The sequence below is a fragment of the Mesorhizobium sp. M7A.F.Ca.MR.362.00.0.0 genome (assembly GCF_004023175.1).
In the GTDB taxonomy this organism is placed as follows: domain Bacteria; phylum Pseudomonadota; class Alphaproteobacteria; order Rhizobiales; family Rhizobiaceae; genus Mesorhizobium.
This window is the reverse complement of the sequence record NZ_RZTF01000139.1, coordinates 2,666-14,709: the sequence shown is the minus strand read 5'-3', so window position 1 is coordinate 14,709 and position 12,044 is coordinate 2,666. Positions and strand designations below refer to the sequence as shown.

The 12,044-nt window shown below is 63.6% G+C and carries 11 protein-coding genes and 1 pseudogene (1 of these 12 cut by a window edge); 8 read left to right on the top strand and 4 right to left on the bottom strand.

The window, feature by feature from the left end; genetic code table 11:
- The 3 genes from EOC06_RS18130 to EOC06_RS18120 form a co-directional block, all read left to right on the top strand.
- On the top strand, window positions 1-735 hold a 735-nt coding region (locus EOC06_RS18130), incomplete at its 5' end, for an SDR family oxidoreductase (protein WP_128308418.1).
- Window positions 736-749: 14 nt separating this feature from the next.
- Window positions 750-2,462 (top strand): L-arabinonate dehydratase, encoded by a 1,713-nt coding sequence (gene araD / locus EOC06_RS18125; RefSeq protein ID WP_128308417.1) that lies wholly within the window; start codon window positions 750-752, stop codon window positions 2,460-2,462.
- A gap of 11 nt (window positions 2,463-2,473) precedes the next feature.
- The gene (locus tag EOC06_RS18120; protein ID WP_128308416.1) at window positions 2,474-3,379 is read left to right on the top strand and encodes a dihydrodipicolinate synthase family protein; all 906 of its coding nucleotides are present in this window, start codon (window positions 2,474-2,476) and stop codon (window positions 3,377-3,379) included.
- A 14-nt stretch (window positions 3,380-3,393) separates the two neighbouring features.
- Here EOC06_RS18120 and EOC06_RS18115 read toward each other — a convergent pair whose 3' ends face one another.
- The 4 genes from EOC06_RS18115 to EOC06_RS18100 form a co-directional block, all read right to left on the bottom strand.
- Window positions 3,394-4,140 carry an SDR family NAD(P)-dependent oxidoreductase gene (locus tag EOC06_RS18115; protein ID WP_127397822.1) on the bottom strand — a complete coding sequence of 249 codons (747 nt, stop codon included), beginning with the start codon at window positions 4,138-4,140 and terminating at the stop codon, window positions 3,394-3,396.
- A gap of 68 nt (window positions 4,141-4,208) precedes the next feature.
- Window positions 4,209-5,720: a UxaA family hydrolase gene (locus EOC06_RS18110; RefSeq protein WP_128308415.1), complete on the bottom strand. Its 1,512-nt coding sequence runs from the start codon at window positions 5,718-5,720 to the stop codon at window positions 4,209-4,211.
- A 219-nt stretch (window positions 5,721-5,939) separates the two neighbouring features.
- Window positions 5,940-6,269, bottom strand: coding sequence for an L-rhamnose mutarotase (locus tag EOC06_RS18105; protein WP_127269482.1), 330 nt, complete (start codon window positions 6,267-6,269; stop codon window positions 5,940-5,942).
- A gap of 19 nt (window positions 6,270-6,288) precedes the next feature.
- On the bottom strand, window positions 6,289-6,963 hold the full coding sequence (locus tag EOC06_RS18100; RefSeq protein WP_127269483.1) for a GntR family transcriptional regulator: 675 nt from the start codon (window positions 6,961-6,963) through the stop codon (window positions 6,289-6,291).
- A gap of 332 nt (window positions 6,964-7,295) precedes the next feature.
- Here EOC06_RS18100 and EOC06_RS18095 point away from each other — a divergent pair, with 332 nt between their 5' ends.
- From EOC06_RS18095 to ssuD, 5 genes and pseudogenes are all read left to right on the top strand, one after another.
- Window positions 7,296-8,798 carry a sugar ABC transporter ATP-binding protein gene (locus tag EOC06_RS18095; protein WP_128308414.1) on the top strand — a complete coding sequence of 501 codons (1,503 nt, stop codon included), beginning with the start codon at window positions 7,296-7,298 and terminating at the stop codon, window positions 8,796-8,798.
- On the top strand, window positions 8,795-9,793 hold the full coding sequence (locus EOC06_RS18090; RefSeq protein WP_245469730.1) for an ABC transporter permease: 999 nt from the start codon (window positions 8,795-8,797) through the stop codon (window positions 9,791-9,793). The genes EOC06_RS18095 and EOC06_RS18090 overlap by 4 nt, the downstream gene beginning before the upstream one ends.
- Complete coding sequence (locus EOC06_RS18085; protein WP_127322263.1) at window positions 9,793-10,788, top strand: ABC transporter permease; 996 nt, start codon at window positions 9,793-9,795, stop codon at window positions 10,786-10,788. Before EOC06_RS18090 ends, EOC06_RS18085 begins: the two co-directional genes overlap by 1 nt.
- Before the next feature lie 14 nt (window positions 10,789-10,802).
- Complete coding sequence (locus EOC06_RS18080) at window positions 10,803-11,741, top strand: sugar ABC transporter substrate-binding protein (protein ID WP_128308413.1); 939 nt, start codon at window positions 10,803-10,805, stop codon at window positions 11,739-11,741.
- A 238-nt stretch (window positions 11,742-11,979) separates the two neighbouring features.
- Window positions 11,980-12,044 (top strand): annotated as a pseudogene (ssuD, locus tag EOC06_RS18075) (FMNH2-dependent alkanesulfonate monooxygenase) (it continues 1,122 nt past the right edge of the window).

Here is a 12,044-nt window from a genome sequence, read left to right as displayed (position 1 = left end):
GCGCAAGGAATCGGGCTTGCCATCGCCGAAGCCTGTTTGGCCGAAGGCGCAAAACTGTTCCTGGTCGACCGCGATGCCGCACTGCTGGACAAGGCAGTCGCCGGCCTTGCCGCACCGCAAGGCCATGTCGGACATGTTGCGGCCGACATAAGCGACAGCGCCGGGATTGCGGCTGCCGTCAGCCAAGCGGCTGCCGAGATCGGCCCGATCAACGCGCTGATCAACAATGCCGGGGTCAATGTGTTCTCGACGCCGCTCGAGGCGACCGAGGAAGAGTGGAACCGCAACTTCGACGTCAACGTCAAGGGAGCCTGGAACTGCAGCAAGGCGGTGCTGCCGGGCATGATCGCGAGCGGCGGCGGCGCCATCCTCAACATCGCCTCGACGCACAGCTTCACCATCATCCCGCATACCTTCCCCTATCCGGTCGCCAAGCACGCGCTGCTCGGCCTGACCAAATCGCTGGCACTCGAATATGCGGCGCAAGGCGTGCGCGTGAACGCGCTGGCGCCGGGCTATGTCGAGACGCAGAAGGCGATCGATTACTGGAACAGCTTTGCCGACCCGGCCACAGCACGCGCCAACACCATGGCACTGCACCCCGGCGGCCGCATCGCCACGGCGCACGAGATCGCGCTTGCCGCGGTGTTCATGATTTCCGACGAGTGCCCGTTCATGAACGCGGCCACGCTCGTCGTCGACGGTGGACTGAGCCAGCTCCAGCATCCCGCCTGAACGCCGGAAAGACCATGACCAAGAGACGATCGCAGCACTGGTTCAGCGGGCTGGGCAAGGATGCCTTCATCCACCGCAGCTGGATGAAGAACAACGGCCTGCCCGATGATGCCTTCGACGGCCGTCCGGTGATCGGCATCTGCAACACATTCTCCGAATTCACGCCTTGCCACGTGCATTTCCGTGCTCTGATCGAGCACATCAAGGCCGGCGTGCTGGAAGCTGGCGGCCTGCCGCTCGAATTCCCGGTCTTCTCTTGCGGCGAGTCCAATCTGCGGCCGACGGCGATGCTGTTTCGCAACCTCGCCTCGATGGATGTCGAGGAGGCGATCCGCGGCAATCCGATGGATGGCGTCGTGCTGATGGCCGGCTGCGACAAGACCACGCCGTCGCTGGTCATGGGCGCGGCCTCCTGCGACCTGCCGTCGATCGTCATTTCCGGCGGGCCGATGCTCAATGGCCGCTTTCAGGGCCGGGAGATCGGTTCCGGCACCGATGTGTGGAAATTCTCCGAGGATGTCCGCGCCGGCGTGATGAGCGAGCAGGATTTCGCCGATGCCGAGAGCGCCATGTCGCGCTCGCCCGGACATTGCATGACCATGGGCACCGCCTCGACCATGGCTTCGATGGTCGAGGCGCTCGGCCTGGCGCTGCCGGGCAACGCCGCCTATCCGGCGGTCGATGCGCGCCGCAGCCGCATCGCCCGCATGACGGGGCGGCGCATCGTCGAGATGGTCAATGAGGATCTGCGCCCGTCGGCTATCCTCACCAGACAAGCCTTCGCCAACGCGATCCGCATCAATGGCGCGATCGGCGGCTCGACCAATGCGGTCGTGCATCTCCTGGCAATCGCCGGCCGCGTCGGCACCGAGCTGACGCTGGACGATTGGGACAGATATGGCCGCGATGTGCCGACCATCCTCGACCTGATGCCGTCCGGCCGTTTCCTGATGGAGGATTTCTGTTACGCCGGTGGCATTCCGGCCGTCATGAAGGAGATGGCCGGTCTGCTTGATCTCGACGCGCTGACCGTCACCGGCAAGACCGTGCGCGACAACATCAGTGATGCCCAAAACTACAATCCGGAGGTGATCCGCCCGCGCGACAAAGCGCTCACGCCGCAGGGCGGCATTGCGGTGCTGCGCGGCAATCTGGCGCCCGACGGTGCGATCATCAAGCCGTCCGCCGCCTCGCCAGCGCTGATGAAGCATCGCGGCCGCGCCGTCGTCTTCGAGGACATCGACGATTACAAGGCGCGCGTCGACGATCCCTTGCTGGATATCGACGAAACGTCGATCATGGTGCTGAAGAATTGCGGGCCGAAAGGCTATCCCGGCATGGCCGAAGTCGGCAACATGGCGCTGCCTCGGAAGCTGCTGAAACAAGGCGTGCGCGACATGATCCGCATCTCCGACGCCCGCATGTCCGGTACTGCCTTCGGCACTGTCGTTCTGCATGCCGCACCCGAAGCCGCTATCGGCGGCCCGTTGGCGCTGGTCAGGAGCGGCGACTTCATCGAGCTCGATGTCGAAGCGAGGAAGCTGCATCTCGACGTGTCGGAACAGGAGTTGGCGCGGCGTCGTGAATCCTGGCTACCGCCCGTCCCGGCGATGCGCGGCGGCTATCAAGGCCTCTACGTCGACCATGTCCTGCAGGCGGATCGTGGCGCCGACCTCGACTTTCTCGTCGGAAGCCGTGGCCACGCCATCCCGCGCGAAAGCCATTGAGGCCGACCAGCATGCCTAATTTCCGGCCTTTCGATTTCCACGGCATTAACGCCATTCTCTACGCGCTCTTTGACGTGAACGAACAGCTGGACCGCGCGGCGATGCGTCGGCAGGTCGAGATCTGCCTCGCGACCGGCGTGCACGGCATGGCGGCGCTCGGCCTGGCAACGGAAGTCGCCAAGCTGACCGAGGCCGAGCGTCGGACGATCATGGACTGGACGGCGGAAGACACCGCAGGAAAAGTGCCGCTCGCCTTCACCATCTTCGGTTCTTCTGTGGCTGAGCAGGTGGCGCAGGTTCGCCATGCCGAAAGCGTCGGAGCGGATTGGGTGATCCTGCAGCCGCCGCCAGCCGGATCCTATGGTGCGCCGGAATACATCAAGTTCTTCGGCCGCGTCGCCGAGGCGACCGACCTGCCGGTGGCGATCCAGAACGCGCCGGCCTTTTTCGGGCGCGGCCTGTCATCGGACGAAATCCGCGAACTCGTCACGCTTCATCCCAACATAAGGCTGATCAAGGGCGAAGGTCCGGTCACCGACATCGCCGGGCTGATCGAGCGCACCGAAGGCCGGATAGCGGTTTTCAACGGACGCGGCGGCCTGGAACTGATCGACAATTTCCGCATCGGTTGCCGCGGCATGATCCTGGCGCCGGATTGCATCGACTATGCCGTGCGCGCCTATCATGCGTTCCGCGCCGGAGACGAAGCCACGGCCGAGGCAGAATATGCAAGAATGTTGCCGGCAGCGGTCTTCGTCATGCAAGGCATCGAGAACCTGATCTGCTACGGCAAGCGGCTGTTCGGCGCCCGCGCCGGCATCCTGACCCACGACCGGGCTCCGGCGATGCGGCCCAACGAGACTGGCCTGGCGGTGGTGGCGCGTTTCGCGGCCGGCCTCGGTCGGTTGCCTGGCTGAACGGCATTGCGCGATCAGTAGGTAGTCCGTCCACCCGACAAATCGAATGTAGAGGCGGTTGTAAAACTGTTCTCCTTGGAGACGAGCCAGGCGACCATGGCGGCGGCCTCGTCGACCTCCAGCAGGCGGCCGCGCGGAATGCGCGAGCGCATATATTCGATGTGCTCCGGCGTCAGCTGTTCGAGGATGCGCGTCTGCGCCGTGGCCGGCGAGATGCAGTTCACCGCGATGTCGTACTGCGCCAGCTCCTTGCCGAGCGACTTGGTCAGGCCGATGACCGCCGCCTTCGAGGCCGAATAGGCTGATGCGTTCGGGTTGCCCTCCTTTCCGGCCACCGAGGCTATGTTGACGATGCGCCCGTAATTGCGCTCCTTCATTCCCGGAACCACGGCGCGGTTGACGTAGAACGTGCCGTTCACATTGACATCGATGACCTTCTTCCACGTCTCGATGTCGTAGACGTCGAGCGGGGCGGCCGGGCCGGCAATTCCGGCGGAATTGACCAGAATGGAAATCTTGCCGGCCAACTCTTCGGTCCTGGCGCGCGCCGCGTCCACCGACGCCCAATCGGCGACGTCCACGATCTCCGTCGTGGCGGCGTTGCCGAGTTCCTTCTTGGCGGTTTCGAGGCGGGCCTCATCGAGATCCCACAAGGTTACCGTCGCGCCGGAGGCGACGAAACGTCTGGCCATCGCAAAGCCGAGGCCCTGGGCGCCGCCGGTGACGACAGCGTGCTGGCCGTCAAGATCGATGCTGTTCATGTCGATCGGTTCTTTCCGTTTGAGATTTTTCGTGGGCGCCCGCCGGCCTGTGCAGGCGGGCGATATCGCTACATGGTTGCGCCAAGGCTCCATGGCACGAACTCGTTGTCGCCATAGCCGAGCGCTTCCGACCTGGTGCGCCCGCCGGAAGCGACGCGCAGGATCTCGGCGAAGATCTCCTCGCCCTTCTCGGCCAGCGAGACGCCGTCCAGTATGTCTCCGCAATTGATGTCCATGTCCTCGCGCATCTGCTCGAAGATGAAGCTGTTGGAGGCAAGCTTGATCGAGGGCGTCGGCTTGCAGCCGAAGGCCGAACCGCGGCCGGTGGTGAAGCACAATATGTTGGCGCCGCCGGCGACCTGCCCGGTGGCCGAGACCGGATCGTAGCCAGGCGTATCCATGAAGACGAGGCCGCGCTCGTTGATCGGCTCGGCATATTCCAGCACTGCGCGCAGATTGGTGGTGCCGCCCTTGGCGGAGGCGCCGAGCGATTTCTCCAGGATGGTCGTCAGCCCACCCAGCTTGTTGCCGGGCGAAGGGTTGTTGTTCATCTCCATGTCGTGCCTGGCGGTATAATCCTCCCACCAGCGGATGCGCTCGATCAGCTTTTCACCCACCGCGCGGCTCTCGGCGCGCGAGGCGAGAAGATGTTCGGCGCCATAGATTTCGGGCGTCTCCGAGAGCACGGCCGTGCCGCCTTGCCCGACAAGCAGGTCCACCGCAGCACCCAGTGCCGGATTGGCGCTGATGCCGGAGTAACCGTCCGATCCGCCGCATTGCAGTGCTAGCACCAGTTCGGAGGCTGGTTGCGGCGTCCTTTCGGCGGCGTTCACCGTAGGCAGCATGTCGACGATCGCCTTGACGCCGGCCTCGACTGTCTTTCGCGTGCCGCCGGTTTCCTGGATCGTCATCGTGCGGAAAATCGTGCTCTCCTCGATGTTGTACGACTGCATCCAGCGCGGAATCTGGAACGCTTCGCAGCCGAGCCCGACCATCAGCACGCCGCCGACATTGGGGTTCGTGGCGAAGCCCCATTGCGTGCGCTTCAGCAGGTCGTAAGCGGGACCCTTGGTGTCGATGCCGCAGCCAGTGCCGTGGACGAGTGCGATGATGCCGTCGATATTGGGATAGTCGCGCAGGATGCCAGACCGGTTGACCTCGTCGGTGATGAACCGGGCGACGCTGGCAGAGCAATTCACCGACGTCAGGACGGCGATGAAGTTGCGCGTGCCGACCTTGCCGCTCGGCCGGCGGTAACCCATGAAGGTGGCCCGCTCGGCCTCGGCAACGATCTCGGTTTGCCTGGTATTGGTGCCGAAGACGTAGTCGCGTTCGAAATTGCGCAGATACACATTGTGCTCGTGAACCCAGTCGCCGGCGACGATGGGTTCCCGCGCAAAGCCCATGGTCTGGCCGTATTTCACGATCGGGTCGTCCGAGCCGATGTCGCGCAGGGCCATCTTATGCCCGCGCGGTATGCGCGCCTTCGCTGCCACGTCCCCGGCTTTGTCGCCGATCTTCAACGGATCGACCGCCAGAAGAATGTTGTCGGTATCCGACAGCTTGATGAACCGTGCCATGACCCAAACTCTGAAAAAGCTCTCCCCGACAAGGAGCGTCGAGAGGCAAAAGTGATTTGGAATACTAATATAATAGAATGTCAGTGGTCAAGGTGCGGTTGCGAAAGGCCTGGACTGCAGGGCGTTGCGGCGGATCGGTCAGGTGAGTGGCGTGCGGCGCAGTTTGAGGGCGGCAAACGGCTGGATGAAACAACGGATCGCCGCCCGGCCGGGACACGGTCAGTCGAGATGGAAGACCTCTTCCATCGCCGCCCACCATTCGCCGTCGGCGCGCGTCGGCAGTGGCGTCTGCATGGGGTCGCACAGCTCCCACCATTTGCGCATCGCCGGCGACTCGCCCATTCGCGCCGCATCCTTGGCGAAGTCGCTGCCGTGATACTCCCAGCAGGCGAACAGAAGGTTCTCCGGTTCGCGCAGGAAGATCGAATAGTTGCGGATGTTGGCGCCGCTGATGACCTCGAGGACGTCGGGCCAGACGGCGGCGTGGACGCGCCTGTAGTCCGCGATCGCCTCTGCTTTCACGCCGATACAAAGTCCCATTCTTTGCATGCCGGTGGCTCGCAGGGCTTCAGTCGAGAAGGTCGGCGGCGACTTCGAGCGTGTTGCGGAACGACGTCTCGAGATGGTGTTCCATCGCTTGCGCCGCACCCTCGGCGTCGTGGCGCTTCAGCGCGTCGAAAATGGCCTCGTGCTGCTCGATCGTCTGTTCGCCATAGCCCGGCTTGGGGATGGCGAGATAGCGGCCGCGATCCATCTGTGCCTTTGAGATGTCGACGGCTCTCCAGATCATCGGCAGGCCGCAGATCTCGGCGATGGTGCGGTGAAAGACATCGTCGAGCTGTATCGCGGTGGCATATCTGCCTCGCGATATGGCAAGCCGGTGCGCCGCCATGTTGTCTTCCAGCAATTCGCTGGCGGCCGGTGTGAACTTGGCGGCCGCGCGTCGGGCGCTCTCCATCTCTAGTGCCCGCCGAATGACATAGGCTTCTTCCAGGTCGGCCCGGCTGATCGGAGCGACATAGGTGCCCGTTTGCGCCAGGATCTTGACCAGGCCCTCGTCGCTGATGCGCTTGACCGCTTCGCGAACGGGGGTGCGCGACACACCCAGGGCCTCCGCGATGGCGACCTCGTTGATGACCTCCCCCGGCTTCAACTGCCCGACGACGATCAGGTTGCGGATCTTGTGATAGATCTGATCGCGGAGCGGAAGAGCCCGATTGAGCGTCGAAGGATCCAGGTCCATTGCAAATCCGTGTCTTCGTTCACCAGAAATGGCCAGATAATACTAGAATGTCAATCGGAACGCATCCAATGGAAGCGGTCGGGTGTCGGTGGACACGATGTCCATAACGACCGCCGGAATCCAGCTTGCCAGAACTATTATATTAGTGCAATAGTCATCATCCGCGGTGAGAAATTCAACCGCAACCTAGAGCCTGGACTGAGCCGCGTGTTCAAAGCCCGGCGTTCAAGCCAGTTCGAAGAGGGGTCGAGCTGCGTTGAAGCAACTATTATACTAACATATCGATAGTCGATACCGAGGACGGCCAGCCGCCAGGAGGAACCTAGCCAGATATGACTGTCGCCGCCGATTGCGCCTTGGACATGCGAGGCATCAGCAAGACGTTCCCGGGCGTGAAGGCTCTGTCCAACGTCAATTTCGCCGTGAAATTCGGCACCGTTCATGCGGTCGTGGGTGAGAACGGCGCCGGCAAATCGACGCTCATGAAAGTGCTCAACGGGTCCTACGCACCCACCAGCGGCGCAATCAGGGTCGGCGGCGCCGAAGTGCGCATGCGCCGGCCCGCCGATGCCCAGGCGCTGGGCATCCGCATGGTGCATCAGGAAATCAATCTGGTCCCCGACCTGAGCGTCGCCGAAAACGTCTATCTCGGCCGCATGCCGGGCAAGTGGACGTTTCTGCGCAAGGGCGAGATGATCCGGGCTGCAGCCGCCGTCCTCGATGAGCTCGGAGCGACCATCAACCCGCGTGAACGGCTCGGCAACCTGTCGATCAGCCAGCAGCAGCTCGTCGAGATCGCCAAGGCCTACGCGGCGCAGCCCAGGATCATCGTCCTGGACGAACCGACATCCAGCCTCAGCGAGCATGAGACGGCGGCGTTGTTCCGGATCTTGCGCAAGATGCGCGATGACGGAATCGCCATCATCTATATCAGCCACCGACTGAAGGAGGTGCTCGAAATTGCCGACGAGGTGACTGTGCTGCGCGACGGATCAATGATCGAGACGCGGCCGATCGAAGGCATAAATGCCGCTCACATGATCAGGCTGATGGTCGGTCGCGAAGTCAGCAATGTCTTCCCGAAAAGCCCGGCCGAGATCGGCAAGTCGGTGCTGCGCGTCGAACGCATCAGCGACGGCGCGCGCTTCCGCGATGTCAGCTTCGATGTACGCGCCGGCGAGATACTGGGCTTGACCGGGCTGGTGGGCGCTGGCCGCACCGAGGTCGCCCGCGCGATCTTCGGCCTGTCGCGGCTTGTCGAAGGCACAGTCAGCGTCAACGGACGCGAGGTCTCGATCAACTCGCCATCCCAGGCGGTCAGGGCAGGCATTGCCTATGTTCCGGAAGATCGCAAGGGCGACGGCGTCGTGCCTGGAATGTCGATCCGGGAAAACATCAGCCTGCCCATACTGCGCCGCCTGAGCCGTTTCGGGCGCATCAGCCGCAGCGCCGATCACGCGCTTGCCGCGGACTCGGTCAAGCAGTTTTCGATTTCACCGCCCGACGGCGAACGGCGCATCAGCCTTCTGTCGGGCGGTAACCAGCAGAAGGCGGTCATCGCCAAATGGCTTGCCGCCAAGCCCCTGGTCTTGATCCTCGACGAGCCGACGCGGGGCGTCGACGTCGGCGCCAAGGCCGAGATCCACCACATCATCGGCCGACTCGTCGCAGGCGGCATGGCGGTGGTGATGATCTCCTCGGAACTGCCCGAAATCCTCGGCGTCTGCGACCGCGTGGTGGTGATGCGCGATGGACACGCCTCCGAGCCTCTCCTGCGCAGCGAATTGAGCGAGGAACGCATCATGGCGCTGGCCACCGGGGAGGAGATGGCGTGACCGAAGCTGCCATGGAGATCGGCGGTGTGAACCGCAACGACCGCTTTACGCGCGGCAGCAGGCTTGTCGGTGTCCTGTCGAAGGCGGGGCTGGCCTTCGCCATCCTCGCCGTGATGCTCTACGGCTCCTTCGTCAGCCCCGCCTTCTTCACATCAGGCAATTTGCTCAACGTCCTGACCTCGATGTCCATCGTCGGCATCGTCGTCGTCGGCATGACCTTCGTGCTCGTGGTCGGCGGCCTGGCCGACCTCTCGGTGCCGGCCACCATCGCCTGCGGCGCCATCCTGTCGCTCGGGCTGCAGCCAGTGATCGGGCCGCTGCCGGCCTTCGTCCTGGCCGTCGGCCTTGCCGGCCTCATAGGCCTGCTCAACGGCGTCTTGGTCGGCTATGTCGGCATCAACCCCATCATCGCCACGCTCGGCATCGGCACGATCGGACTGGGCATCGTCCAGGCGGCTGTCGGCGGGGTCATTGTCTATGGCAGCAATCCCGCCTCCGCCGAATTCGCCAAGGGCCGGCTGTTCGGCATTCCGGTCGTGGTGCTGATCTTCCTGGTCATTGCTCTTATCGGCCATTTCGTGCTGTCCCGCTCCTTCTGGGGCAGATGGACGCTTGCCACCGGCGGCAATTACAGCGCCGCCGAGGCAAGTGCGGTTCCGGTGCAGGCCGTGAAGGCTGGCGCCTTCGTGATCACAGCACTCGCTTCCGGCATCAGCGGCGGCCTGCTCGGGCTGACGCTGCAGAGCGCGCGGCCGCTCATCGGCGGCGGCTACGAATTCAGTGCCATCACGGCGGTGGTGGTCGGCGGCGTGTCGATCGTCGGCGGCTTCGGATCGGTGCCACGGGCCATCGCCGGCCTCATCTTCGTGCAACTGCTGACCAACGTCATGGTGCTCGACGGTGTGCGCACGCCGATCCAGGGTTTCGTGCTCGGCATCCTGATCGTCGGCGCCGTTGGCATGGATGCGGCGCTGCGCAAGCGGGGCGTGTCGTGATGCGTTTTCTTTCGCTTGTCTCGCAGTATCGCGTCATCGTCATTCTCGGTCTGACGCTCGTCATTTCCGCGCTGGTGGTCCCCGGCTACCTCTCGGCATCGACCCTCGGCCTCGGCCTCGACCGGGCGGCGACGATCGGCCTGATCGCCATCGGCCTGACGGTGCTTTTGATATCGGGCCAGATCGACCTCTCCGGTGGCGCGGTGTTTGCCCTGGCCGGCATCGTGTCGGTCATCCTGCAGCGAGAGATCGGCATCCTGCCTGCTGCGATCGTCGGCATCCTGGTCGGTACCCTGGCAGGCGCCGTCAACGGCATGCTGGTCGTCGGCCTGAAGGTGAATTCGCTCGTGCTGACGCTAGCGACGATGCTCATCTTCCGCTCGCTCGCGCACTGGATCACCAACAGCCAGCCGGTGACCGGAACCGACATCATGCTCTCCCTGGCGCTGGCCAAGATCTATCTCGATGTCTTCACCCTCCGCAGCGCGCTGTTCATTGCCCTGATCGTGCTGCTGCATTTCTGGCTGACGCGCACCATACCCGGGCGCAACGTCTTTGCGGTGGGGTCCAACCCGGCGGCTGCCAAGGAAAGCGGTATCGCCTCGGACCGTATCGTCTTTCTCGGCTTTGTCTTTGCCGGCACGCTTGCCGGCCTGGCGGGGGTTCTCCAGAGCCTCGTCACCAACACCGGCTCGCCTGTCTTCGGCTCGGAACTGACGGTCGCCGTCATTGCCGCGGTCGTTGTCGGCGGAACTCGTCTCGAAGGCGGCAGGGGATCCGCGCTCGGCACGCTCGGCGGTGTGCTGACGATCGGCTCGCTGACCATCGCGATGGAGTTCCAGTCCGTTCCCGCATACGTCCAGCAGGTCGTGTCCGGGCTTATCCTGATCCTGCTCGTCGTGCTCGATCGGGCCGTTACCACCAAGGGGAGGGCTCCGGGCACGCGCCCGGCGCTCGTTCGCGACAATCCAATCACTCAAGGAGGAACCACATGATTGGGAGGAAACACATGATTGGCAAGAAAAGCATGCTTCACGTCGCCGCCCTGGCGGCTGTGCTGGCATCGACGGGCTGGGCCAGCGCCAAGACGGTCTGCTACGTGACGGCAGCGGATTCGCATGCCTACGCGACGCCGGCCAACAAGGCGCTTCAGGCGCGCGCTGCGGAACTCGGTATCGAGATCCTGAGCCTCAGCCAGGATTTTGACGTCCAGAAAGGCACCGAGCAGCTCAACACCTGCGTTGCGCGCAAGGTCGACGGCATCATCCTGTGGCCGCTCGACCCGCAGGCATACATACCGGGGCTGGCGCGCGCGCAGCAGGCGAACATTCCGGCGATCCTCATCAATTCACCGATGAGCGACGATGCCAAGCCGTTCATCAAGTCGTTCACCGGGCCTGACGTCTACGAGGAAGGCAAGCTGGCGGCGGACTCGCTGAGCAAGGCGCTCGGCGGCAAGGGCTCCGTCGTCATCATCGCCGGCCAGGCCGGCAACGGCACCACGATCGGACGCGTCAGCGGCTTCACCGACCGTCTGAAGGAAACCAATGCCGACATCAAGGTGCTCGACACGGTCAACGCCGACTTCGACCAGCAAAAGGCACTGGTGGTCAGCCGCGATCTGATCACACGCTTCGGCGACCAGATCAGCGGCGTCTACGCCAATGACGACACGATGGCCCGCGGCTTCATCGACGCATGGAAGGAGGCCAACCCCTCCAAGGCCGCACCGCCGATCGTCGGCATCAATGGCCAGAAGGATGCGTTCGAATCGATCCGAACCAATGAAATGTACTCGACCATCGTCCAGTCGCCCGTCGAGGATGGCCGCCTGGCGATCAACACGATGGCCGAGATCATCGACGGCAAGCAGGTCAAGGACCGGCTGCCCATCCCGCTGACCGTCGTCACCAAGGACAACGTCAACGCGGTCGAACCAGCGTTCTGATACGAGGAGGCCGGCCCGGTGTATTCGGGCCGGCCTCCTTTTCTTGCCAGAGAGAGAAATTCTAATAGCGGCGGCAGAATTGGAATAAACTAACTCTACAGAGTTTGTGGAATAAGCAATCTGCACTGGCGATCTGGTTTCCACCCGGACAGGACCACGCCATGCCCACTCTTTCGCATCAGCTACTCACCAAAGCAGGCATATCCGGCCGCCTTCGTCAGGCAGCGGGAGAGAGGCCATGAGCCGGGTCGTGCCGGACCGCATCAAGGTGCTCTGGTTTCTGCCGACGCATGGCGACAGCCG